This window comes from Curtobacterium sp. PhB128, from assembly GCF_004340725.1.
In the GTDB taxonomy this organism is placed as follows: domain Bacteria; phylum Actinomycetota; class Actinomycetes; order Actinomycetales; family Microbacteriaceae; genus Curtobacterium.
On record NZ_SLUR01000005.1, the window covers coordinates 306,101 to 330,429 of the forward strand.

21 protein-coding genes are annotated in these 24,329 nt (G+C 71.4%); 11 read left to right on the forward strand and 10 right to left on the reverse strand.

Annotation, left to right across the window (positions count from 1 at the left end):
* Positions 1-3: 3 nt before the first annotated feature.
* Complete coding sequence (locus tag EDF23_RS11250; RefSeq protein WP_111084550.1) at positions 4-342, forward strand: hypothetical protein; 339 nt, start codon at positions 4-6, stop codon at positions 340-342.
* 60 nt (positions 343-402) lie between these two features.
* On the opposite strand, the gene EDF23_RS11255 is transcribed toward EDF23_RS11250, so the two are convergent.
* On the reverse strand, positions 403-1,476 hold the full coding sequence (locus tag EDF23_RS11255; RefSeq protein ID WP_131921684.1) for an aromatic acid exporter family protein: 1,074 nt from the start codon (positions 1,474-1,476) through the stop codon (positions 403-405).
* Positions 1,477-1,556: 80 nt separating this feature from the next.
* Here EDF23_RS11255 and EDF23_RS11260 point away from each other — a divergent pair, with 80 nt between their 5' ends.
* Positions 1,557-2,801, forward strand: a complete 1,245-nt coding sequence (locus EDF23_RS11260) for an aminoglycoside phosphotransferase family protein (protein ID WP_111084551.1) — start codon at positions 1,557-1,559, stop codon at positions 2,799-2,801.
* Between the two features lie 623 nt (positions 2,802-3,424).
* Positions 3,425-5,551 carry a DEAD/DEAH box helicase gene (locus EDF23_RS11265; RefSeq protein ID WP_165901102.1) on the forward strand — a complete coding sequence of 709 codons (2,127 nt, stop codon included), beginning with the start codon at positions 3,425-3,427 and terminating at the stop codon, positions 5,549-5,551.
* Positions 5,552-5,667: 116 nt separating this feature from the next.
* Here the strand turns inward: EDF23_RS11265 and EDF23_RS11270 are convergent, their stop codons facing one another.
* On the reverse strand, positions 5,668-5,940 hold the full coding sequence (locus tag EDF23_RS11270; RefSeq protein ID WP_123293947.1) for a mycoredoxin: 273 nt from the start codon (positions 5,938-5,940) through the stop codon (positions 5,668-5,670).
* Between the two features lie 68 nt (positions 5,941-6,008).
* Here EDF23_RS11270 and EDF23_RS11275 point away from each other — a divergent pair, with 68 nt between their 5' ends.
* From EDF23_RS11275 to EDF23_RS11285, 3 genes are read left to right on the forward strand one after another with little or no spacing between them, the layout of a single operon-like run.
* Positions 6,009-6,335 carry a helix-turn-helix transcriptional regulator gene (locus EDF23_RS11275; protein ID WP_123293946.1) on the forward strand — a complete coding sequence of 109 codons (327 nt, stop codon included), beginning with the start codon at positions 6,009-6,011 and terminating at the stop codon, positions 6,333-6,335.
* Positions 6,332-7,171, forward strand: coding sequence for a hypothetical protein (locus tag EDF23_RS11280; protein ID WP_131921685.1), 840 nt, complete (start codon positions 6,332-6,334; stop codon positions 7,169-7,171). Before EDF23_RS11275 ends, EDF23_RS11280 begins: the two co-directional genes overlap by 4 nt.
* Positions 7,168-8,697 carry a CYTH domain-containing protein gene (locus EDF23_RS11285; RefSeq protein ID WP_131921686.1) on the forward strand — a complete coding sequence of 510 codons (1,530 nt, stop codon included), beginning with the start codon at positions 7,168-7,170 and terminating at the stop codon, positions 8,695-8,697. Before EDF23_RS11280 ends, EDF23_RS11285 begins: the two co-directional genes overlap by 4 nt.
* A gap of 107 nt (positions 8,698-8,804) precedes the next feature.
* Here the strand turns inward: EDF23_RS11285 and EDF23_RS11290 are convergent, their stop codons facing one another.
* Together EDF23_RS11290 and EDF23_RS11295 are read right to left on the reverse strand one after the other, a co-directional pair.
* Positions 8,805-10,949 carry a S9 family peptidase gene (locus EDF23_RS11290; RefSeq protein ID WP_131921687.1) on the reverse strand — a complete coding sequence of 715 codons (2,145 nt, stop codon included), beginning with the start codon at positions 10,947-10,949 and terminating at the stop codon, positions 8,805-8,807.
* 40 nt (positions 10,950-10,989) lie between these two features.
* Positions 10,990-12,300, reverse strand: a complete 1,311-nt coding sequence (locus EDF23_RS11295; RefSeq protein WP_131921688.1) for a Fic family protein — start codon at positions 12,298-12,300, stop codon at positions 10,990-10,992.
* Positions 12,301-12,374: 74 nt separating this feature from the next.
* Here EDF23_RS11295 and EDF23_RS11300 point away from each other — a divergent pair, with 74 nt between their 5' ends.
* Positions 12,375-13,574, forward strand: a complete 1,200-nt coding sequence (locus tag EDF23_RS11300; protein ID WP_131921689.1) for an amidohydrolase — start codon at positions 12,375-12,377, stop codon at positions 13,572-13,574.
* A gap of 111 nt (positions 13,575-13,685) precedes the next feature.
* Here EDF23_RS11300 and EDF23_RS11305 read toward each other — a convergent pair whose 3' ends face one another.
* Together EDF23_RS11305 and EDF23_RS11310 are read right to left on the reverse strand one after the other, a co-directional pair.
* Positions 13,686-14,576: an aminodeoxychorismate lyase gene (locus EDF23_RS11305; RefSeq protein WP_131921690.1), complete on the reverse strand. Its 891-nt coding sequence runs from the start codon at positions 14,574-14,576 to the stop codon at positions 13,686-13,688.
* 80 nt (positions 14,577-14,656) lie between these two features.
* A complete protein-coding gene (locus EDF23_RS11310; protein WP_131921691.1) occupies positions 14,657-15,007 on the reverse strand; it encodes a tryptophan synthase subunit alpha in 351 nt (116 codons plus the stop codon).
* Positions 15,008-15,071: 64 nt separating this feature from the next.
* On the opposite strand from EDF23_RS11310, the gene EDF23_RS11315 reads away from it, so the two are divergent.
* Positions 15,072-15,590: an 8-oxo-dGTP diphosphatase gene (locus EDF23_RS11315; protein ID WP_159573127.1), complete on the forward strand. Its 519-nt coding sequence runs from the start codon at positions 15,072-15,074 to the stop codon at positions 15,588-15,590.
* 30 nt (positions 15,591-15,620) lie between these two features.
* Here the strand turns inward: EDF23_RS11315 and EDF23_RS11320 are convergent, their stop codons facing one another.
* The 3 genes from EDF23_RS11320 to EDF23_RS11330 all read right to left on the reverse strand — a co-directional run bounded on the left by EDF23_RS11320 (position 15,621) and on the right by EDF23_RS11330 (position 19,447).
* Entirely contained in the window at positions 15,621-15,908 is a 288-nt protein-coding gene (locus EDF23_RS11320; RefSeq protein WP_111084562.1) for a hypothetical protein, read from the reverse strand.
* Positions 15,909-16,138: 230 nt separating this feature from the next.
* Entirely contained in the window at positions 16,139-17,707 is a 1,569-nt protein-coding gene (locus EDF23_RS11325) for an ABC transporter permease (RefSeq protein ID WP_132084015.1), read from the reverse strand.
* Positions 17,708-17,758: 51 nt separating this feature from the next.
* Positions 17,759-19,447 carry a sodium:proton antiporter gene (locus tag EDF23_RS11330; RefSeq protein WP_131878592.1) on the reverse strand — a complete coding sequence of 563 codons (1,689 nt, stop codon included), beginning with the start codon at positions 19,445-19,447 and terminating at the stop codon, positions 17,759-17,761.
* Between the two features lie 117 nt (positions 19,448-19,564).
* On the opposite strand from EDF23_RS11330, the gene EDF23_RS11335 reads away from it, so the two are divergent.
* The 3 genes from EDF23_RS11335 to EDF23_RS11345 all read left to right on the forward strand — a co-directional run bounded on the left by EDF23_RS11335 (position 19,565) and on the right by EDF23_RS11345 (position 22,907).
* A complete protein-coding gene (locus EDF23_RS11335) occupies positions 19,565-20,821 on the forward strand; it encodes an inorganic phosphate transporter (protein WP_123938824.1) in 1,257 nt (418 codons plus the stop codon).
* Positions 20,821-21,117 (forward strand): hypothetical protein, encoded by a 297-nt coding sequence (locus EDF23_RS11340; protein WP_123293936.1) that lies wholly within the window; start codon positions 20,821-20,823, stop codon positions 21,115-21,117. Before EDF23_RS11335 ends, EDF23_RS11340 begins: the two co-directional genes overlap by 1 nt.
* 299 nt (positions 21,118-21,416) lie before the next feature.
* The gene (locus EDF23_RS11345) at positions 21,417-22,907 is read left to right on the forward strand and encodes an aspartate ammonia-lyase (RefSeq protein ID WP_123341055.1); all 1,491 of its coding nucleotides are present in this window, start codon (positions 21,417-21,419) and stop codon (positions 22,905-22,907) included.
* A 58-nt stretch (positions 22,908-22,965) separates the two neighbouring features.
* Here the strand turns inward: EDF23_RS11345 and EDF23_RS11350 are convergent, their stop codons facing one another.
* Complete coding sequence (locus tag EDF23_RS11350) at positions 22,966-24,051, reverse strand: YihY/virulence factor BrkB family protein (RefSeq protein WP_123293934.1); 1,086 nt, start codon at positions 24,049-24,051, stop codon at positions 22,966-22,968.
* Positions 24,052-24,329 lie beyond the last annotated feature (278 nt).

The following is a 24,329-nucleotide window of genomic DNA, read 5'->3' on the forward strand; positions in this document are numbered from 1 at the left end:
ACCATGAACGACCCGATCGACCACGCGTCCGTCGACCACCCGTCCGTCGACCACCCGGCCATCGTCCGTCTCCGCGCGGAGCTCGATGCCGCGTGGAAGGGCATCGGCGCACTCGGCCAGATGGAGGGCGTCCGCCGCGACCGCGTGGTCGCCGAACTGCGGACGGCCGTCCCCGACGTGGCGAGCCGCGCGGCGCGCGAAGTCGGCACCGAGGCCGTCGTCGCGGAGATCAGCCGGTTCGCCGACGTGGGCGTGCCCGGCACCGATCCCGCCGTGCCGGCCGCGGTGATCTGGGACGACGTCGTGCAGACGGCGGCCGAAGCCGCGCGCGCCACGCGCTGACCGGCACCGGCACGCCGCGCCCGAGCGGCGCCGGCACTGGCACGCCGCGACCGACCGGCGTCAGTCGTCCTCGCCGAGCAGCTCCTCGCGCACGCGTCGGACGTCCTCGAGCAGGGCGCCGATGAGCACCCAGTGCCGTGAGTTCGGTCGCACGATCTCCATCGGCGCGGTCAGCGCGGGTTCGGCGGTCGCCACCCCGGCATCGTCCCCACCGGCGCCCGCGGCGAACGACGGGTCCAGCTGTGTCGACTCGACCCGGGCGCTCAGCGCGCGGACGTCCGATCCGATCCGGGCCACCTCGGTCGCGATGCCGCCGACCACCGGATCGGCGCGCAGGTCTGGTGCGGTGTTGTCGTGGATCGCCCGGGTCATGCCGGTGACGCGCGTGACCAGGACGCGCAGGTGCTCGGTGATGGCGACGTCGCGGTCGAGGATCGTGCGGTGCCGGCCGCCACGCGGGTTCATCGTCAGGGACTCGCGGGCCGCGTTCAGTGATGCCTCGGTCTTCGCGTGCTGCTGCCGGAGCGCGCGGGCCCGCACCAGGGCGTCCTGCCACCGGTCGCGGTCCCACCCCTCGGTCAGGCCGATCGCGACGCGTTCGAAGGCCACGGCGGTGTCGCGGGCGAGTCGGGCGACGGCGAGGTGCGCCGGCTCGAGCAGGACCGGCGGGATGATCAGGGCGTTCACGACGAGGGCGACGACCGCACCGATCACGGTCTCGAGGATCCGGTCGGCCGAGTAGTTCGGCGTGACGACCCCCGCGGTGAGCACGAGCATCCCGCTGATGCTCACCTGGGTGGCCGAGGTCGGGGTCAGCCGGAGCACCCAGGCGATGAGGATGGCGAGCACGACCACGAGCAGGACGACCCACACCGAGTCGCCGAGCAGCAGGTGGAACCCGGTGGCGAGCAGCACGCCGAGCACGACACCGGCGCTCCGCTCGAGGCCCTTGACGAACGACTGGTTGATGCTCGGCTGCACGACGAGCAGCGCGGCGATCGCGGCGAAGGTCGGGAACGGTCCCTGGATCAGCAGCCGGCACAGCAGCACCGCCGCGACGACCGCGACCGCGGTCTTCACGACCTGCAGGAACGGCGTGCGACTGGAGCTGCGGAGACGCGCGACCGGGTTCACCCCGACCACGCTAGCCACCGCCCGCACGCCGAGCCGTGCACGAACGCGACGAAAACGTCCGGACACGGTTGACTGATGTCGTGTGGCCCAACCATGAGCGCGTCATCCCGCAGGCCTTCGCCGGCTCCGGGACCTCCGTCGTGGCCGCACGGGCGCACTCCGTCGAGCCCTCGGGCAACGGCTACCTGTACGGCTACGAGGTCGACACCGTCGACCGGAACGGCCAGCGCGCCACCGTCCTGACGTACGTCGACACCGGCGGCGCGCACGACCAGAACAGTGCGATCGTCACCGACCCCGCGACCGGCGAACCCGTCTCGGTGTGGGCGTACCCGAACGACCCGGGTCTGCCGGTGCTGCCGCAGGTGACCTACCGCGACGCGGTCGCCGAGCTCCTGACGACGCTCGGCATGCCGGTCACCGACCCGGTGCTCACGGTGGCCGCGTACCGACCGGGCAAGCGTGCGGTGGTGCGGGTGGACGCCCCCGAGCGCACCCTGTTCCTGAAGATCGTCCGTCCGCACCGGGTCGCGCCGATCGTGAAGTCGCACGAGCAGTTCGTGGCGGCGGGCCTGCCGGTGCCCCGCGTGCTGTCCAGCCGCGGCGACGGGCTCCTCGTACTCGAGCGGATCCGCGGCGTGCCGGCCGGCAGCCGCATCCTCGACATCGCCGACGACCCGCGGTTCGTCGCGTCGCTGGCCGCCCTGAGCGGTCGGGTCGCGACCGTCCCGATGACCCAGCAGGCCCGTGCCGACGCGATGGACCACGCCGACTGGCACCGCCGCACGCTCATCGCCGCGTTGCCGCAGGACGCCGACGAGATCGACCGCCTGTACGACGCCATCGGCCGCCGGTCGATCGGCTGGACGAGCGCGACGAAGCAGGTCGTGCACGGCGACCTGCACCTCGAGCAGGTCTTCGTCGACGAGGACGAGCCCTGGCGCATCTCCGGCCTGCTGGACATCGACACCGCGGGGTGGGGCTTCCCGGTCCGTGACATCGGGGCGGTCGTCGCCCACCTGGTCGTCACCGGCCTCTGGCACCGATCGCGCGGAGACGCCGACCGCGGAGCCGCGGCCGAGCGCCTCGCCGACGCGATCGCTCGCGACTGGGTCGCCCGCAACCCGCGCGAGGCCGACCGCATCGGGCCCGCCATCGGTGCCCAGCTGCTCGCCCACGCCGGCGGCCAGGCGACCACCGGCTCCGCGAACGGCATCCAGACCGCCGAGCAGCTCCTCGCGGCGACGCGGGCCGCGTTGGCCGAGGCTGCTCCGGTCCTGCCGGCGGCCGGCCTGGTCCGCCCGCGGTCCGCGCCCCGCGTCTGACGGCTCGCGGCCCCCGTCGCGAAAACGACAGATCTGCGCGGAACGTTGGCGGCAATCTGTCGCTTTGGCGGGGTGGTCGGCGTGGGGATCCGGGATCCGTCGCTTTGGCGGGGTGGTCGGCGTGGGGACCCGGGATCTGTCGCGTCGGCGGGGTGGACGCGACCGGCGTCGGACGGGAGGCGCGTGGCGGGCCCGCACCGTGCCTCCCGGCCGGCACACGGGGCATTCCAGGAGGCGCGACGCGCGCGGGCGACGAGGAGTCGCCTCTGTCGGGGGTCGGGGAGTAAACTGAGCGCGCACGCACCGCGTTCCCGCGTGCCGCGTCGATTCCGGACGCAGCCGTCGATCACTTGATCGACGCGGGAACCGGGCCGTGACCGCCCCGCGGGGGCGTCACGTGCGTGCGACGACGCCGGATCCCGGCGCGGACCGTCGCACCCGGCGCCGAGCAGGCGCTCGCGGTGGAACGGTCCGCGGGACTCCACCGGACGTCCCGAAGCGGGGACCGGCGATGCGGTGGGCCACGGTGGCCCGCAGCCGAACCGGAGCCGTGTCAGGCCCCGGTGCAGGACTTCCGCCCCACGGGCGGCTCGCCCCGATGCGTGGGCGGAACAGGAGGAGCGTTGGCTCGATCAGGCACCCGGCGAGCTGCCGGCGGGACGCGGACCGCGTCACGTCGGACGAGGCCGCTGGACAACGACGGCGTGATCCCCGTCCTCGCCCGCGCGGTGCGCGAGGTCGAGGCGGCGGCGCAGCGTGGACCGCTCAAGGCGACGAACCGGACGAAGTTCCAAGCCGTCGCACTGCTCATGCGCGAAGAGCGCGCACGGGTGAAGGGCGACACCGACCTCACCGACTCGCAGCGCGCCGAGCAGCTCAAGCGGCTCGACGGCGTGGCGACGATCCTCGCGAAGACCGCGGCCCGCGACACCAGCGTCATCCAGCTGCTGGCAGAAGAGGTGCAGGTCTCCGAGGCGACCCGCGCCGTCAAGCGCGACATGATGATCGCCGGCGGCATGGAGCTGCAGCCGGAGGACCTCGTCATCGCGGCCGAGCCCACCCCGGTCGCCGAGACCCCGGTGCGCGCGGTCACCCCGCAGGCGGTCGTGCAGCGTCAGCTCGCCAACCCGTTCCTGCCGCCGGACTTCGCACTCGCCGACCAGCCGGTCGCGCACCCGCGTCGCCTGGCGAACTGGGAGCTCTTCGGTCCGCTGTTCAAGTCGTTCGAGTACGGCGCAGGCGGGGGAGCGGCGACGATGCCGCTGCCCGAGCCGACCTCGCTGCACTCCCGCTCCGGCACCACGCTGATGAAGCACCAGGCCGAACTGGTCGCCGCCGCGTCGCAGGGGCACCGCACGTTCCTGCTCGCCGACGAGCCGGGCCTCGGCAAGACGGCGCAGTCGCTGCTCGCCGCCGACGCCGCGAACGCGTTCCCGCTGCTCGTCGTCGTGCCGAACGTCGTCAAGACGAACTGGGCGCGCGAAGCCGAGCGCTGGGTGCCGAACCACCGCGCCACCGTCATCCACGGGGACGGCAACGACCTCGACGGGTTCGCCGACATCATCATCGTGAACTACGAGATCCTCGACCGGCACGCCGGCTGGCTCGGGGGCTTCGGCTTCAAGGGCATGGTCGTCGACGAGGCGCACTTCATCAAGAACAAGGACTCGCAGCGGGCACGGTTCGTGCTGCAGATCGCCGACCGCATCCGGCAGCGCACCGCAGCACCGCTGCTCATGGCGCTGACGGGCACCCCGCTCATCAACTCGGTCGAGGACTTCCGCACCATCTGGGAGTACCTCGGCTGGATCGACGACAAGAAGCCCCGCGCGAAGCTCATGAACGAGCTCGAGGAGATCGGGCTGACCCCCGCCGACCAGGGCTTCTTCGTCGAGGCCCGTCGTGCCGTCATCGACCAGGGCATCGTCCGACGCCGCAAGGTCGACGTCGCCGCGGACATCCCGGCCCGCCGGATCGCCGACATCCCCGTCGAGCTCGACGGCGACGAGGGCCGCTCCATCCGCGACGCCGAGCGCGAGCTCACCGCGAAGCTCGTCCGCCGGTACCACCAGGCGCTCGACGCCCGCACCGGGCAGGACCCGGTCGTCGGCATCGACCACAAGCTCGTCCGGCAGGTCGCGCGCTGGGAGCTCGAGGACCAGGACGCGTCGTCGACCGGCGAGAACGTGTTCTCGATGGTCCGACGTATCGGTCGCGCCAAGGCCCAGCTCGCAGCGGACTACGCCGCGCAACTCGCGTCGAACGTCGGCAAGGTCGTGTTCTTCGCGAAGCACCTCGACGTGATGGACCAGGCGGAAGAGGTCTTCGCTCGACGTGGCCTGCGCACCGCCACGATCCGCGGCGACCAGACGGCCACGCAGCGCACGGCGCAGATCGACTCGTTCGTGAACGACCCTGACGTCGCCGTGATCGTCTGCTCGCTCACCGCGGCCGGCGTGGGCCTGAACCTGCAGGTGGCGTCCAACGTCGTGCTCGCCGAGCTGTCGTGGACGAGCGCTGAGCAGACCCAGGCAATCGACCGCGTGCACCGCATCGGGCAGGAAGAGCCCGTCACTGCGTGGCGCATCATCGCCGCGCAGACGATCGACACCAAGATCGCCGAGCTCATCGACTCGAAGGCGTCCCTGGCCGCTCGCGCGCTCGACGGTTCGGACGAGGAACTCGTCGACTCCGGCGACATCCAGCTCGACGCCATGGCCGCGCTGCTGACCGAGGCGCTCGGGGGCTAGGGACCGCGTCGCGCGGCGCGCATCAGTTCAGCACGACCAAAGTCCGTCCGAACCACGTGATCACGCGGTTCGGACGGACTTCGGTCGTGCGGGGGTCCGCGCCAGGGGGGCGCCGCTCAGATGCGGGACTGCACCTCGGCCAGCGAGGGGTTCGTCGCGGTGCTGCCGTCGGGGAACACCAGCGTCGGGACGGTCTGGTTGCCGCCGTTGACCTCGGCGACGAGTTCCGCCGTGCCCGGGGTCTGCTCGATGTCGACCTCGGTGAAGGGCACGCCGGCCTTCGTCATCTGGTTCTTCAACCGGGCGCAGTAGCCGCACCACGTGGTCGTGAACATCGTGACGCCGCCGGCTTCGGGGGTGAACTGCTCGCGGGTGATCGTGTCGCTCATGGCGTCAGGCTAACCCCGCTTTCTGGACGCCCTTGACGTGCTTATCCGATATAGCTAGGTTAAGCCGCATGGATCCGATCCAACGCATCACCGCCCCGACGCTCGACGTGCTCGACGCACTGCTGACCGTCGACGGTCCGGCATGGGGGCTGCTCGTCATCAAGGCCACCGGGCGCCAGGCCGGCACCGTCTACCCGATCCTCGAGCGACTCGAGCGGCAGGGGTGGATCACGTCGTCGTGGGACGACGAGACCAGCCGGCCGGGGCCGCGTCGTCGGCTCTACGAGTTCACGCCCGACGGGGTCGACGCCGCACGCGACCTCGTCGCCGCGCGTCCGTCCGCCGCGACGCCCGCTCGTCCGGCTCGCTCGGCCCACCGGCCGGTGACCTCGTGAGCGCGCTCGACCGGGCGCTCGTGGGGGTCGCCGTCGCGGTCTCACCCGCGGCACACCGCGCTGCCCGCCGCGAGCAGTGGCTCGCCGACGTCCGCGATGCCCACGAACTCGACCTCTCGCCGACCGCACTCGCGTTCGGCGCGTTCACCACGGCGCTGTTCCACCGACGCGCCGGCCACCGTTCCACCTGGGGGGACACCATGACCGCACTGCCGACGCCCGTCCGTTCTGCACCGCACACCATCCGCACGATCCCGGTGCTCGTCGCGTTCGCAGTGCTGTCCTTCGTCGTCTCGGTGGGCGTCCTCGCGCTCCTGCAGCGGTACAACGGCCTGCCGGAGGCGCGTCCTGTCTTCGACATGGTCGGGATCGGGCTCGCGGTGGTGCCGGGCGTCGCCGTCGCGACGAGCGTCCTGCTGGTGTCGGACGTCGCACGCCGCCGCCGGGTCCTCGGTGCCGTTGCCGTGTTCGCCATCGCCGCAGTGTGGTGGGCGATCACGAGCGGTTCGCTCAACGTCCCCGTGTACGTCCCGGTCCAGGTCGGCGTCATCGCGGCTGGGCTGCTCGCGGTCTGGCTCGTGGTGCTCCGCCGACCGGTGTGGACGTACTCGCTCCTCGTCCTGCCCGTCGTCGCTGCCGTACTGGTGTTCCCGCTCGCAGAAGCAGCGAACGGCTCGGGGATCCCGTACTCCGCGATGGCGCTGGTGTCGTGGATCGGGCAGCTCGTCCCGTTCCTGGTCGCCGTCGTCGGAGCCGTGGTGGCGTCACGGTTCTCCACCGATGCGCCCGCGGTGGTCGAGGCGCACGGTGAAGCCCTGGTAGACAAGACCGTGTGAGTGACACCCACCTCGAGATCGAGCGCACCTACGACCTGCCAGAGGGCGGTGCCCTGCCCGACCTCGTCGGTGCCGGTGGCATCCTCCGCACCGAGCACCAGGAGCCGTTCGAGCTCGATGCGACGTACTGGGACACCGAGCGGTACGACCTGGTGGCGGCGCGGGTCACGGTCCGCCGGCGGACCGGTGGCCCCGACGCCGGGTGGCACATCAAGCGCTCCGAGTCGGACACGGTCCGCCACGAGCAGCACTTCCCGCTGACCGACGACGCCGACACGGTGCCGACCGAGGTCCTCGCGGCGCTCTTCACCGAGCGCCGCGGCCGTGGCCTGCGCCCCGTGGTCCGCATCTCGACCACCCGCACCGTGACCCGCCTGCTCGACGAGGACGGCGACCAGGTCGCCGAGCTCGCCGACGACCAGGTGACCGCGCAGCGCCTCGACGACGACGCTCCCGAAACGCCGCGCACCTGGCGCGAGGTCGAGGTCGAGGCCGTCGCCGACGTCGACCCGCAGGTCGCGCACGAGCTCTTCGCGGTCCTCGACGCGCGCTTCGCGGCCGTCGGCGCCGGCCCCGCCGCCGTCGCGTCCAAGCTGGCACGCGGGCTGGCAGGAGCACCGGCACCGCGCCTCCAGACCGAGGAGAAGCCGGACAAGGGCACGACCGCACGCGTCCTCGTGAAGCGACTGCGGAAGCTGCGCGCTGCGCTGCTCGGCCAGGAATCGCGGCTCCGCTCCGGCGACGCGGCCGACCTCCGGCAGACGGCTGAGACCGCCCTCGAGATCGCGTCGATCCTCGGCGCCTACCGTCCGGCGTTCGCCGCCGGCGACACCGTCGACCGCGCCGCCGAGGCGGCCGACGGCCTGGCTGCCGTGACCGCGCGCGCAGCACTCAACGAGTACCTCATCGACCGGTTGCCGCGCGCGTCGACCCCGGCGCAGGACGACCTGGTCGACTCCATGACCCGCGAACGCATCCTGGCCTCGACCCGTGAACGCCGCGACCAGTCGGTGCGGGACGTCGTCGCGTTCGTGCACGGTGAGCCGTTCCTCGAGCTGCTCGACGCGCTCGACGACGCCGTCGAACGGCCGACCCCGACCGAGTGGTCGCTCCGATCGCCGAAGAAGGTCGCGCAGGACGTCGGCGCCGTCGTGAAGCCGCACATCCGCGAGCTCGTCCGGGCCGCGGTCGCCGACGACACCTCGGACACCGCCGCCGAGCGCGAGGCCGCCGACCGTGCGACCACCGAAGCCGCCTGGCAGGGCACGATGCGGGCGCGGATGGCGATGGACGTCCTCGGCGACGACGCGTTCCCGCACGCGCTCTGGAAGCGGATCGGCAGCGCGGCCGACGTACTGACCGAGCGGGTCCGATCGCTGCACGCCCTCGACGCGCTGCGGACCAACGCGGCGATCGCCGAACGCGGTGGCGAGGGGACGTTCGGCTACGGCGTGCTCGCGGGGGACCGGGTGCGCCTGGCCGAGGAGTCCTACGACGAGGCGGTGCACGCGCTCAACCGCGTGTGAGCCGCACGCCGCGGGCGCGGGCGCGGGCGCGGGCGCGGGCGCTCGCTTCGTGAGCAGAAATGGTCGGGTGCCTGAGGGCAACCCGACCATTTCTGCTCACCAAGTCATCAGGCGGCGGGCGCCTCGTCGGCCAGCCCGAGCACGTCGAGCAGCCAAGCGAGCTCGAACGCTCGCTCCTTCCACGAGGCGTACCGACCGCTCACGCCACCGTGGCCCGCGGACATCTCGGTCTTCAGCAGCACCGGCGCCCCGACCTCACGCAGCTTCGCGGTCCACTTCGCTGGCTCGACGTAGAGCACACGGGTGTCGTTGATCGACGTCACGGCGAGGATCCGCGGGTACTGCACGTCGTCGCGGACGTTCTCGTACGGGGTGTACTCGCTCATGTAGCGGTAGACCTCGGCGTCGTGCAGCGGGTCGCCCCACTCGTCCCACTCGATGACGGTCAGCGGCAGGTCGGGGTCGAGGATGCTCGTGAGTGCGTCGACGAACGGCACCGCGGCGACGATCCCGGCGAACCGGTCCGGTGCGATGTTCGCCACCGCACCCATCAGGAGCCCGCCGGCGCTGCCGCCCTCGGCCACGAGCCGGTCCGCGGTGGTGCGGCCGGACTCGATCAGGTGGTCGGCGACCGCGACGAAGTCGGTGAACGTGTTCTTCTTCGTCAGGGTCCTGCCGTTCTCGTACCAGTGGCGGCCCATCTCGCCGCCACCGCGCACGTGGGCGACCGCGAAGACGACGCCGCGGTCGAGCATCGACAGGCGCATGACGCTGAAGCCCGGGTCGATCGAGTGCTCGTACGAGCCGTAGCCGTACAGGTGGAGCGGCGAGGGGGTGTCCGCGTCGACGGCGTCGCGGCGCCAGACGAGCGAGATCGGCACGCGGGTGCCGTCCGACGCGGTGGCCCAGTCACGCTCCTGCGCGTAGTCGGCGGGGTCGTAGCCGCCGAGCACCGGCTGGCGCTTCAGGACCGTCACCTGGCCGGTCGCCAGGTCCAGGTCGCTGACCTCGGACGGGGTGACGAACGAGGTGAACCCGATGCGGAGCGTCGGCTGGTCCCACTCGGGGTTGCCGCCGAGCCCGGCCGAGAACAGCGCTTCGTCGAAGGGGACCTCGTGCGCGTCGCCGTACCCGTCGCCCTCGATGGGGATGATCGCGATGCGGGGGAGCGCCTCGGAGCGGTACTCGAGCGCGAGGTGCCCGGCGAAGGCGTCGACGGACTCGATGCGGCGCTCGGTGTGGTGCGCCACGACGACCCGGCGGTCGCGCTCGGACGTGGGGTCGTCGGCGGGGACGTCGACGAGCTCGAAGTTCTCGGCACCGTCGTTGTGCAGCACCAGGAACCGGTCGCTGCCGCCGACGATGGCGTGCTCGATCTCGTACTCGACGCCGTCGCGTCGCGGCCACACGACCTGGAACTCGCCGGTCGGGTCGGCGGCGTCGAGCACCAGGGCCTCGGACGTGATCTTCGACCCGAGCTCGATGACGATGTACTGCGACGACCGGGTGACGCCGACGCCGACCCAGTAGCGGTCGTCGGGCTCCTCGAAGACCAGGACGTCGTCGGACGCTGCCGTGCCGACGGCGTGCCGCCAGATCTTGTCCGGACGCCACGACTCGTCGACCGTCGGGTAGAAGACGTAGCGGCCGGCCGGGTCGAAGGTCGCGCCCGCCCCGGTGTTCGGGATGGCGTCGCCCAGGTCGGTGCCGGAGGCCAGGTCGCGCACGTGCAGGGTGTACCGCTCGTCGCCCTCGACGTCGATGCCGTAGACGAGGCGGGTGCCGTCGTCGCTGATGTCGTAGGTGCCGAGGGAGAAGAACTCGTGGCCGTCGGCCAGCGCGTTGCCGTCGAGGACGACCTGCTCGCCAGGGAGGGTCGACTCGCCCTCGACGACGGCAGGCGGGGTCCAGTCGTCCGGACCGGCGATCGGCGCACGGCAGTGCACGCCGTACTGGCTGCCCTCGGCCGTGCGGGTGAAGTACCACCAGTCGCCCATGCGCACCGGCACCGAGAGGTCGGTCTCCTGCACACGGTTCTTGACCTCGGCGAAGACGCGGTCGCGCAGCGGGGCGAGGTGGTCGGTGGCGGCATCGGTGTAGGCGTTCTCGGCCTCGAGGTAGGCGAGGGTGTCCGGCGACTCCTTGTCACGCAGCCACTCGTAGTCGTCGACGAAGTCGATGCCGTGGTGGGTCCGCGTCACGGGCCGCTTGGCGGCGGTGGGCGGGGTGGCCTGGGAGTGCTCGGTGCTCACCGTCCCACCCTATGCGCACGGCCCCGTGGCGAGCCGGGCGTCACGCCGCCGCCCCGAACCGGTCGGACCGCGTCCGCCCCGCCACCCCCGCGCGGACCCGCTGCTCGAAGGCCTCGAGCTCGTCCACGACAGCCGGTGCGACCCAGGCACGGTCACGCCGCCGCTCGGTGACCGGACGCAGCACTCCGGCGCGCACGAGGTCTGCGGCCACGGAGCCGGCCAGGTCGTCGTCGACCGGCCCGTCGTCGACACCGGCGAGGAGGTCCTGCAGTCGGGCCTCGGTCAGGACCGGGTCGTCGGAGAGCGCCCGTCCGACGACGGCGTGGGCTCTCGTGGCACACGGACCCGCCATCCGGTCGGCCGCGTGCTCGTCGAGCAGCAGGGCGGTCACGGTCGCCTCGTCGCACACGGTGCCGATGGCGCTCGCGACGTCTGTCACGAGGGCGTCCACGACCCCGTCGCGGTACCGCGCGAGGTGCCGGAAGTACCGGCCCCGATCCGCTGCGAGCGCGGTGGCGATCGGCGCGGTCACCGTCGTCGTGACGCCCCGGCGTCGCAGCACGGCGCTGATCAGCGCACGTCCGATCCGGCCGTTGCCGTCGGTGAACGGGTGGATGGACTCGAACTGGGCGTGCCCGATCGCGGCCTGGGCGATCGGGTGCAGGTCCGTCCGGTGCAGGAACGCGAACAGGTCGGCCATGAGGGGCGCGACGAGCTCCGGCGGCGGCGGGACGTACGTCGCCAGCCGCGGGGTGTCACCGCCACCGATCCAGTTCTGGACGCTGCGGTAGCGCCCGGCGTACCGCCCGTCGACCGGGTCGTCGCGCATGAGCAGCCGGTGCGCCTCGAGCAGCGCGGCCTCGGTGATCACGCCCGTGTCCGCTGCCGCGACCAACCCCTCGATCGCTCCGGCGGCGCGGACGACGACGGTCGCACTCGGGTTCGCGCGGATGCCCACGAGGGCTCGGGCGCAGTCGTCGAGCGACGCGGACTCGTCCTCGATCCGCGACGAGGCGACGGCCTCGGTCCGACCGATCACCGACCCGAGCGGCGCGAGCCGGGAACCGTGGTGGACGTCGAGCGACCGGAGCGCCGCGGCTGCGCGGTCGAGCAGCGCCTCGGTCCGGGCGTCGGGCACCCACCGAGCACGAGCGATCCGCGGCGGCAGCGACACGCGGACGGACGTGGTCATCCGGTCGGCGCGGGAACCCCGGCGGGCGCTGCGCCACGGACGCTCCGCGCTGCCGTGCACGGGCCATCCGCGGTGCACGAGCACGCCGCCGTGCGCGGTTTGGCCCCCGAGCGCGGTCGAGCCGTCGTGGACGTCCGGGGTCTCGTTCCGATGCACCATGCCGGGAGCGTAGGGACCCCCGGACGCCCGACGCCAGGAATTCGTATTTCGCCGGTCCGCGTAGCGTTGGTGGCATGAGCAACTCCTTCGCGATCACCGGTGCCCACGTCGTCCCCGTCTCCGCCCCCGCCTTCGACGGCGGCGCGGTCGTCGTCGAGGACGGCCGCATCACCGCGATCGGCCCGGACGTCACACCGCCCCCGGGGATCACCGTCGTGGACGCCGCCGGTGCGTGGCTCGTCCCCGGGTTCGTCGAGTCGCACGGCCACGTCGGCATCCACGAGGAGGCGAACGGCGAGGCCGGCAACGACACGAACGAGATGACCGGCCCGAACATGGCCGGGGTCCGTGCGATCGACGCGATCGACATCGACGACGAGGGCTTCCGCGACGCGCTCGCCGGGGGCATCACGAGCATCGTCGTGAAGCCGGGGTCCGGCAACCCGATCGGCGGCCAGACCGTCGCCATCAAGACCTGGGGCGGGCGCACCGTCGACGAACAGCTGATCTCGGACTCGGTGAGCATCAAGAGCGCGCTCGGCGAGAACCCGAAGCGGGTGTACGGCGGCAAGGGCCAGACGCCGTCGACGCGCCTGGGCGTCGCGAAGATCATCCGTGACGCCTTCGTCGAGGCCCAGAACTACCGTGCCGCCCGTGACGCCGCCGCCGCGAAGGGTGAGCCGTTCGCGCGTGACCTGACGAAGGAGGCGCTCGTCCGGGTCCTCGACGGCGAACTCGTCTGGGACCAGCACACCCACCGCCACGACGACATCGCGACCGCCATCCGGCTGTCCGAGGAGTTCGGGTACCGACTCGTCGTGAACCACGGCACCGAGGCGCACAAGATCGCCAGCCTGCTCGCCGAGAAGGACATCCCGGTCATCTACGGCCCGCTGTTCACGAGCCGCTCGAAGGTGGAGCTCCGTGACCGCGGCATCCCGAACCTCGCCACCATCGCCGCCGCCGGCGTCCGGGTCGCGATCACCACCGACGCCCCCGTCGTGCCGATCGGCATGCTCGTCGACCAGGCCACCGCCGCGGTGAAGGAGGGCCTGCCCGCCCAGACCGCGCTCGAGGCGCTCACCGTCAACCCGGCCGAGTTCCTGGGCTTCGGTGACCGTGTCGGTCGGCTGGCCGTGGGCCACGACGCCGACCTCGTGCTCTGGGACGGCGACCCCCTCGACGCGACCAGTCGCGCGACGCGCGTCTGGATCGACGGCCGGCAGGTCTTCGAGTGGGCGAACGGCGAGGGCGTCACCACCCCGCGCTGGTAGCGGGGGAGAGCCGGGAGGCCCGGATCGCGACGTGCCCGCACGTCGCGATCCGGGCCTCCCGTCCGTGGCGCCGGGGGCGCTGGGCGGTGACGGCCGGCGGACCTGGCCGGCTCAGACCTCGCGCGCCAGCAGGAACTCGTTGATGCGGTCCGTCAGGTCCGCGTTGACCGCACGGGCGTCGCCGTTCACGGAGCGGATCGGCGCCGCCTGCCGGACGCTCGACACGAGCCAGAGTGCGTCGGCGGCCTGCAGGTCGGCGAGCGTGACGAGTTCGTAGGCGGTCTCGATGCCCTCCTGCTCGGCGAAGCGGAAGACGTCGGCCTGCGTCGTGCCGGCCAGGATCCCGATGTCGGTGCGCGGCGTGACGAGCCGGTCGCCGACCTTCAGGATCAGGTTCGCGCGCGTGCCCTCGAGCACGTAGCCGTCGCTCGACACGAACAGGGCGTCGTCGGCACCGCGCCGGGCGGCCTCGCGCAGGGCGGCCATGTTGACCGCGTACGACAGGGTCTTCGCGCCCTGCAGCAGCCACGGCGAGGTGCGCTCGACGTCGTGTCGGTAGCCGCGGTCCAGCACGACGACGGAGATGCCCTCGGTGCGCGCGGCGGTCGAGTCGACGGACGGTGCGGCGTAGACCCAGCCGGTGGGTCGGTCGGTGCCCTCGACGCCACGGGTCAGGACGGTCTTCGCGAAGGCCTCGCGGACCGGGTCGAGCCGGGCGCAGACGGCCTCGATCGCCTGCCGCCAGGCGTCGGGGTCCGGCGCGGGCAGGTCGAGCATCGCGGCGGAGCGGCCGAACCGGTCGAGGTGCGCCTCGAGGGCCTGCGGACGACCGTCGACCACCGTGATCGTCTCGAACACGCCGTCGCCCCGGGTGACGCCGAGGTCCTGCACCTGCAGGTGCTCCTCGAGCGGCTTCGCCCAGGTGAAGGCGTCCGCTGCGGGGTCGTGCGGCGCGGCGTCGCGGGAGGGCTGGTTGAGGATCGCGAGCACGGTTTCGGTCATGCGCCCATCCAACCGCACGCGCGTCCGCGCACGTTGTGCGTGGGCGCGCTTCGTGCGTAGACGCGCTTTGTACGTGCGCGTCAGCTCGCGTCGGGCAGGGCTCCCATGAGCTTCCACACCGCCTGGGTGAGCTCGGGGTGCTGCAGCGCGATCCGGCGCAACCGGTGGTACTCCTCGCCGAGCGCGGTGCCCTGGCCGGACGCGGGGTGCATCGACCACTGGGCGTGCCGCTTGCCGATCGCGGCGTCGAGGTCGACCGCGTCGGCCCGGAGGATGAGCACGACCTGCTCGTCCACCGTGGGGAGCGTCGGCATGAACTCCCACGGGTCCTCGCCCTGACGGCTCCGGTGCTCGACGAGCATCGAGATCTCCTCCGCCGCCTCGGCGCGCAGCACTTCGAGGCTGCGCCCGGTCCTGCGGGGCTCAGCCATGGTGCCCCCGCAGCACGCCTGCCATGGGAAGAGCGTACGACACATCTTCGGCCAGACTGGACGGGTGACCCCGCGCGACGAGAGCAAGTCCCAACACCCCCGAGTGGTCGTCGTCTACCTGCTGCGCGACGGCGCGAGCGGGCCCGAGGTCCTGCTCGGGGAGAAGCGCCGCGGCCTCGGCACCGGCCGGCTGGTCGGCCCGGGCGGCAAGCGGGAGCCCGGTGAGACGGCGGTCGAGACCGCCGTGCGCGAGGTGCGCGAAGAGGTCGGCCTGCGTCTCGAGACGGTCGACCTGGAGGCCCGTGGCACGTTGGACTACCGGTTCCCGTACCGGCCGTCCTGGTCCCAGGTCTCGGACGTCTTCGTGTGCCGCCGCTGGCAGGGCAGCCCGTCGGGCTCCGACGAGCTCGAGCCGCGGTGGATCCCGGTCGCCGACGTCCCCTACGAGGCGATGTGGGACGACGCGAAGTACTGGCTACCGGCGGTGCTCCGTGGGGGTGCGGTGCGTGCACGCTTCACGTTCGCCGACGACGACGCGACGGTCGCGGGCTTCACCGGGACGGGTGTCGAGACCCCCGCGTAGAGCGGATCAGCGGGTCTGCGGATCAGCGGATCAGCGGGTCTGCTGGGTGCGGGTGCTGCCGGTGCGTGCTTCCTCGGCGGCGGCGATGACCTCGGCGTCCCCGCTGCGACCACCGAGGGGCCGGACGAAGAAGTCGATGATCCCGAACACGATCGCGCCGACCATGGCGAACATCGCCCAGCCGACGAAGAGCCCGGCGGTGTTCCGGCCGTCGGCGGGAGCGAGCACGATGCTCGCGACGTAGAAGCCGACCGTCAGCACGAGGAGCACGACGACGACGGTGACGAGGACGCGGTGCCAGGTGATGCGGGGGTTCATGCCTCCCAGGATACGCGCCGCCGACGCCTCACCGGTCCGCGTGCCGGCACGGACGATGCACGTGCATCATGCGACAGAGTGCGCGTTGTTCGACTGGTGCACCGTCGGAACATGCGCACGCAGTCGATGCATGTGCATCATGCGACAGAGTGCGCGTCGTTCGACTGGTGCATCGTCGGAACATGCGCACGCAGTCGGTCTGCGCGAGCGGCGCGATCGTCAGGAACGAGCTACCGGTCCGCGTGCCGGCCGTGCGGGGGCTCGTCCCCGGCGTCGACGCGGGCCGACGTGTCGGACCGAGCCGGCGCCCTGGAGCCCCCGGTGCGTGGGACGGGACGGGTGCGCGGTCCGGTCCCCGCGCCTCCCGTGCGGTCCCCGGTCCGCTGCACGGGGATGCGGCCGGTGGGGGTGGTCTCGGTCTCGAGGCCGTCACGGCCGCCCGTGAAGACGTCGCCGCCGACGCGGGCGTCCTCCCAGTCGTCGTCGCTCAGGACGCTCAGGGTGCCCGTCTCGGTGGACTCGAGGCCGTGGCGCTCGAGCTCGGCGTCGCGTTCCTTGCCGAGGAACTCACGGTTCGCGGTGTTGGCGTCCTGGAACATCGTCGTCCGCCCCGTGACGATGGCGCGGATGCGTCGGCGCTCCCACCACTTCTTGCCGAAGTACATGAGCACGAGGCCGACCGCGGCGTAGCAGCCCATCGTGATCAGGCCGCGGGCAGGGCCGGGGCCGACGCCGTAGATCTGGTGCTTGATCATGTCGACCATGCTCGACCCGACCACGACGTTGTTGAGCCAGGCGAACGGCTCCGGCATGAACCACTTCGGGTACGCCCCGCCGGACGACGGCATCGACAGGAACACGAAGCAGATCATGGCGGGGGCGGCGATGAACCGGCCGACGAAGTAGCTCAGCCCGTTGACGGCGAGACCGATCGCGACGATCCACCCCCACGCGATGAGCACGAGCTGGATCCAGTGGCCGTGGATGGCGCCGACGACCGGACCGGCGAGCGTGTTCGTGATGAGGGAGATGACGAGGCCGCCGACGACGATGACGGTCATGCGGGTGCGGTGCCGGAGCGGGCCACCCATGATCCCGATGAACATCGCGACCATGTAGCCGCCGATGCACCAGGCGAGCATGACGTACATCGGGACGGTGCCGTACTCGTCCCACGCGGGCAGGGGAGCGAGCTCGGTGGTCTTCGGGGTCGCGACCCCGATCCCGGTCAGGACCGCGCTCAGCGTCGCCGGTACGAGGCTCGCGACCTGGAACTGGTGGGCGCTCGCCTTGAAGAACTCGTTCGTCGCGGGGTCGTAGGCGACCGCCATCGAGCCGGCGATGACGTCACGCTTCGCTGCGGCCAGGGAGTCGTAGGTGTGGAACACGAACTCGCCCGGCAAGGCCTTCTGCACCGCAGCGACGAGTGTCGGGTCACTGCCGACCAGGGCGATCGGGACGTCGTGCGGGTGCGGTGCGTGGAACGCGAAGACGTAGCAGAGGCAGAAGCCGACGATGAAGAACAGCGGCATCCAGAGCTGCAGGCCGATGAGCTGGAGCGACGGGTGCAACGTCGAGTACCAGCGGCGGTACGCACCGTGCTGCTGCGGTGCCGGCACGGGTGCCTGTCGGCGCGGAGCCGGTCGGGTGGAACCGGCGACCTTCGCGCCGCGACGGGGCTTGGTCCCGCGGGCCGAGGGCCGGGTGCTGCGTGGCTTCGGCGCCGACGTCGGCCGGGACCCTCCGGGACGGTCCGGGGTGTCGTCGTTCCTGTTGACGTCGTTCCGCGGCGTGCTCACTCGGCGCTGTGCTCCTGTTCTCGGACGGAGCGCCAGGATACGCCGAGGCCCTCAGGAGCGGCTGCGTGACGCCTGCGCCGAGTCCATCGCGAGTTCTTCGGCGTCGAGGGTCACGAGCACGCGGCGCATGACCTCTTCGTCGAGGTTGCCCTTCTCGCGCTCCTCGAGCACGATCTCGCGTCGTCGGTCGAGCAGCTCGCGCCGGATGTCCTGGATCTGCGAGCCACGCAGGCGCATCGGGGCGTTGCGCTCCTCGACCTCTTCCTCGAGGGCGTCCTGCCGGAACGTCTCGACCTGCCGCTCGAGCCGTGCCTTCAGCCGGTTCACCACGGAGTCGACGGCGACGGCGCCGTACTGCTTCGACCAGTCCGGACGTCGCTTCTCGAGCAGCTCGATGGCGGCCTCGGTCGTGCGCTGGTTCAGTCGCATCTCACTCCGGACGTCCTCTTCGCCCTCGGCCGGGTCCTGCACCTTGAGTGCACGGATGACGAAGGGCAGGGTCAGGCCCTGCAGCAGCAGCGTGCCGACGGTGACGAAGAACGCGATGATGAAGATCGTGTCCTGTGCGGGGATCTGCGTCGGGCTCGCGACCACGGACACCGCGGCGGCGAGGGTCACCACGCCGCGCATGCCGGTCCACGAGATGACGGTGAGCTCGCGCCAGTTGAGCTTCGGCTCGGCCGTCCCGCGCATCCACCGCAGTGACGGGTGGCCCCGGGAGAGCTTGATGCGCAGCGGACGGAGCCATCGCCCGTTGAACCGGTTGCGCACGTACGACTCGAAGATGAAGAGGGGCCGCACCAGGATCACGACGCCGAGCACCACGGCCGCGGCGGTGAGTGTCTGGCCGAGACTCCGTTCGCTCTCGACCAGGTCCTGCACCACGGTGTTGAGCTGCAGGCCGATCAGGGCGAAGACGAAACCCTCGAGGATGACGTCGATGCTGGTCCACAGCGGGCGCTCCTGCAGGCGGGTGGCGTAGCCCTCCTTCGGCGAGTTGTAGCCGATGTACAGGCCGGCCGTGACGACCGCGATGACGCCGGAGCCGGAGAGGTCCTCGGCCAGGATGTACGCGACGAAGGGCAGCAGGATGCTCATGATCGTCTCGACCACGGGGTCGTTGAGCCGCATCCGGATCCAGTGCACGACGACGCCGAGCACGATGCCGACGGCCAGGCCGACGCCGATCGCCAGGCCGAAGATGCCGAGGTCCTGCCAGATGGTGAGCGACGTCCCCGCGATGATCAAGGTGAACACGCGCACCAGGGTCAGGGACGCGGCGTCGTTGATCAGGCTCTCGCCGGACAGCACCGTCATCACCCGGCGCGGGAGCCCGAGCTTGCGACCGATCGCGGCGGCGGACACCGCGTCCGGCGGGGCGACGATCGCACCGAGCAGGATCGCCGCGGGCAGGGTCATGTCCGGGATCAGGAAGTACGCCACCGCGCCGACCACGAGGGCCGTCACGATGACCAGGAAGATGCCGAGACGCCGGATCTGCTTGATCGACGTCCGGAAGCTCTGCCACGACACGTCGAGCGCCGCCGAGTAGAGCAGCGGCGGCAGGATCACCGTCAGGATCACCTCGGAGTCGATCTCCATCGCGGGGAGCCCCGGCAGGAACGACGCTGCGAGCGCGACCGCCGTCACGAGCAGGGGAGCGGGGAGCCCCTTCGCCCGTGCGAACCCGGTCACCGCGAGCGATCCGACCAACAGGATGAGGAGCTCGACGGTGTCCATGGGACTCATTCTCGCATCGGCATGGTTCCGAATCTGAACGAGTCTGAAGCTCCGGTGAACAGCAGGTTGCCGATCAGGTTTGCTCCGGAGGCCGTCGATGGGGAACACTGGCCCGCGGTGGACATCACACTCATAGTCGTCCTGGTCATCGCGTTGGCCCTCTTCTTCGACTTCACAAACGGTTTTCACGACACCGCCAACGCGATGGCGACTCCGATCGCGACCGGGGCCATGAAGCCCAAGGTCGCGGTCACGGTCGCCGCGGTGCTCAATCTCGTCGGTGCGTTCCTCAGCACCGCGGTGGCGACCTCGATCTCGCACGGCCTCATCAACGAGGGCCCGGGCGGCGTCGCGATCTCACCGGAGATGATCTTCGCGGGGCTCATCGGAGCGGTCGTGTGGAACATGATCACGTGGCTCCGCGGGCTGCCCTCGTCGTCGTCGCACGCGCTGTTCGGCGGACTGATCGGAGCCGCGATCGTCGGCGCCGGGTTCCAGTCCGTCAACTACGTCGCGCTGCTGACGGTCGTCATCATCCCGGCCTTCGCGTCCCCGGTGATCGCGTCGCTCGTGTCGTTCCTGTCGACGCGCATCGCGTACCGGATCACGAAGCGCCCGGTGTTCCCGAACGAGCGCGGCGGCTTCCGTGTCGGGCAGATCTTCACCTCGTCGATGGTGTCGCTCGCCCACGGCACGAACGACGCCCAGAAGACGATGGGTGTCATCACGCTGACGCTGATCGCCTCGGGGGCGCAGTCGTCGAACCAGGGCGTGCAGTTCTGGGTCGTCGTCGCCTGTGCCCTGGCGATCGCGCTCGGCACCTACACGGGCGGGTGGCGCATCATCCGCACGCTCGGGTCCGGCATCACCGAGATCCGGGCCACCCAGGGCTTCGCCGCCGAGGCCTCGACCGCCGCGACGATCCTGGCGTCCAGCCACCTCGGCTTCGCGCTCTCGACCACGCAGGTGTCCTCCGGCTCGATCATCGGTGCCGGGCTCGGCCGCCGCGGCTCGAAGATCCAGTGGTCCACCGCCGGCAAGATCGTCATCGCCTGGTTCATCACGCTGCCCGCCGCTGCAGCCGTGGGCGCGGTGGCCTCGGGCATCGCGCGCTTGGGCGTCATGGGGCTCGTCATCGATGCCATCGTCGGCGCCGCCGTGATCCTCGGCCTGTACCTGTGGTCGCTCCGGAAGCCGCACGAAGGCGCCTCGGCCATCGAGGTCGACGTCGCCGCGAACGCCGTGTACACCCGCAAGGAACTGCGCGATCTGCAGCGCAAGAAGCGCGCCGACGCCGTCGCGGACCGCCGCGCAGCGCTGAGCCGCGAGCGCACGCTCCGCCGCATGGCCGCACGCAAGGGAGGCCGTCGCTGATGGGAATCGACTGGTTCGCGTTCGTCACCGTGGCGCTCGTCGCCGTGGTCTCGTCGTGCTTCGTCGTCGCCGTGTACTCCGTCGGTCTCCGGTTCTGGAGCGCCGCGGACACCCGCGCGGGCAAGTTCACCGTGAAGGACGACGGCACGATCGGTCCGGCGACCGCCGGGTTCCCGAACCCCGCCGGAGCGACGACCGCGGTGCGTGCCTTCCGTGCGCTCGCGATCCTCTGCTACGCGGTCTGCGGCGCCGTCGTGCTGTACGGCATCTACCTCATCGTCCCCCAGTTCCACTGACGCGGGGCGCGCGCGACGCGCGCTTCGTGAGCAGAAATGGTCGAGTGCCCTCCGGCGACCCGACCATTCCTGCTCACCATCCACGGGCACGCGATCGCTCGCGCCCACCGGACGGGAGGCCCGTGGCGGCCTGGCACCGTGCCTCCCGTCCGGCTGGGTGTGGGCGGCGCTGACGCGACGCGCGCTTCGTGAGCAGGAATGGTCGAGTGCGTTCCGGCGACCCGACCATTCCTGCTCACCATGTGCGCGCTCCCGCCCGGCTCCCGGACCGGCCGGACGGACTGGGCTAGCCTCGACGTGTGACCGGCAACGAAGCAGCACAGGCCCCCACCGGGGCGCAGACCCGTACCGAGAGCGACTCGCTGGGGTCGCGCGAGGTCCCGATCGACGCCTACTGGGGCATCAACACCCTGCGGGCACTGGAGAACTTCCCGATCACGTCGGTGCCGATCTCGGTGTACCCGGACCTCATCGAGGCGCTCGCCACCGTCAAGCAGGCGGCAGCGCGGGCGAACCGGGCGATCGGGGTCCTCGACGACGAGCGTGCCGACGCCATCGACCGTGCTGCGCAGGAGGTGCGGGACGGCGCCCTGCGTGAGCAGTTCGTCGTCGACATCGTGCAGGGCGGCGCCGGCACGAGCACGAACATGAACACGAACGAGGTCCTGGCGAACCGGGCACTCGAGCTGCTCGGCCACGAGCGGGGCGACTACGGGTACCTGCACCCGATCGACCACGTGAACCGCAGCCAGTCGACGAACGACACGTACCCGACGAGCATCAAGATCGCGATGATCTTCTCCGCCCGGCGGCTCATCGAGCAGCTCGAGCAGCTGTCCGCGGCGTTCGCCGAGCGGGGGAACGCCTTCGCCGACGTCCTCAAGGTCGGTCGGACGCAGCTGCAGGACGCCGTGCCGATGACCCTCGGGCAGGAGTTCACCGGCTTCTCGCACACGATCCAGGAGGACGCCGACCTGCTCCGCAAGGTCCTGCCGCTGCTGGCCGAGATGAACCTCGGTGCGACGGCGATCGGCACCGGGATCACCGCGGACCCGCTCTACCGCGACGAGGTCCGCCGGCAGCTGCAGGACGCCAGCGGCATCGACGTCGTGACGGCACCGGACCTGATCGAGGCGACGAGTGACGCCGGCGCCTTCATGACGCTGTCCGGCACGGTGAAGCGCAGTGCCGCGAAGCTCTCGAAGATCTGCAACGACCTGCGGCTGCTCGCGTCCGGGCCGCAGGCGGGACTCGGCGAGATCACCCTGCCGGCGCGCCAGGCGGGCTCGTCGATCATGCCGGGCAAGGTGAACCCGGTGATCCCCGAGGTCGTGAACCAGATCGCGTTCGCCGTGGTCGGCGCCGACACCACCGTGACGATGGCGGCCGAGGGCGGTCAGCTCCAGCTCAACGCGTTCGAGCCGATCATCGCGCACTCGATCCTGCAGTCGCTGCAGTGGATGTCACGGGGCTGTGCGACGTTGCGCGAGCACTGCGTGACGGGCATCGAGGCGAACGAGGCGAAGCTCGCTGCGCAGGTCGACACGAACGTCGGCGTGGTCACGGCCCTGACCCCGTACATCGGCTACGCGGCTGCGGCGTCGATCGCGCACACGGCACTGACCACGTCGACGCCGATCTCGACGCTCGTCGTGGCCGCCGGCCTGATGGACGAGGACCAGGTGCAGCGCGTGCTGAGCCCGGCGCGGCTGTCCGGCATCGAGCTCGCGACCGGTGCGATCCCGGTGGTCACCGAGGAGATGCTGGACCGAGCGGCGCGCGAGCGCTGACGAGCTGGAAGCGCAGGCGCACGAAGCGCAACGAACGAAGCGCAAGCGCGACCCCTCCTCAGGGCATCGGCGCCTCGCCGACGCGCACCTGCTGGGCCACGTCGCGCAGGTGTTCCTGCTCTGGGGTCGGCTCGGCGTCCTCGTCGGCGGCGACCTGGGCCGCGGTGGTCCGGACGTTCCGCGCGGCGGCGATGTCGGCGTCCCGCCAGCGGGCGAGCGTGAAGTTGCGCGTGACGTCGCGCAGCGGCAACCGGATCGACTCGTCGGCCTCGATGCCGGCCAGGAGCTGCCGCATCCGGATCACCTCGGAGTCGAGCTCACCGCCGACCACGAGCACGAAGTTCGAGATGTACAGGTAGACGAGCAGCAGGATCCCGCCGCCGAGCCACCCGTACGCACGGTTCCCGCCGCCGATCGTCTCGACGTAGACGGCGAAGCCGAGGGTCGCGAGCGCCCAGGTGACGATGGCGAACGCGGCACCGGCGGACACCCACCGCAACTGCGGCGTCTTCACGTTCGGGGTTGCGTAGTACAGGACCGCGACCATCACGACGAGGTCGGCGGCGAGCACGGGCCACTTCACGACGTTCCACACGTCGTCGATCCACGGCGCCCAGCCGAACGACGCGACGATCGCCGCCGAGATCGTCGGGGTGCCGAGCAGGATCACGATCGCGATCGCCCCGCCCGCCATCACGAGCAGGGTCACGAGGAGCATCATGCTGCGGAACTTCCAGATCCGCCGCCCCTCCTCGACCTCGTACGAGGTGTTCATCGCCCGCCCGAACGCCGTCGCGTACCCGGACAGCGACCACAGTGTCAGCACGACGCCGGTCGCGAACCCGAGCCACGGGTTGTCGAGGGTCAGCAGCTGGCGCAGCGGGGTCTCGAGGTGCTGCGCCGTCTCCGGGCGCAGGATGAACCCGAGCACACCGATGATGTCGGCCAGGCTGTCGCCCTTGCGGTCGACGATCGACAGTGCGGAGACCACGGTCAGCGCGGTGGGGAACACGGTCAGCAGCGCGAAGAACGTCAGTGACGCGGCCGCGTCGACGACGCGGTGCCGGATGACCGAGTGGTAGGTGCGCCGGACGACGGCGCGGACTCCCGTCCGCTGGAGGTCGCGCGATGCGCTGTCCGGCATGCGTTGTACGGTACCCGACACGTGACGTCACGCCGTGCCGTGGTCGCGCCGCGGTGCGGACGGGAGGCCCGTGGCGGGCCCGCCCCGCGCCTCCCGTCCGCCCCTGGTCGCGTCGACCCCGTCAGAGCGACACGATCCCGCCACGGTCTGCCGTCCGTCTCGCGAAAGCGACAGACGCCCGCGCTTGGGTTCAAGGGGTGGTTGCAACACCTTGAGTGGTGAGGTGTTGGTGTGGGTCGTTGGCACACGCGTGAGGACAAGCGACGGTTCTGGGCTGC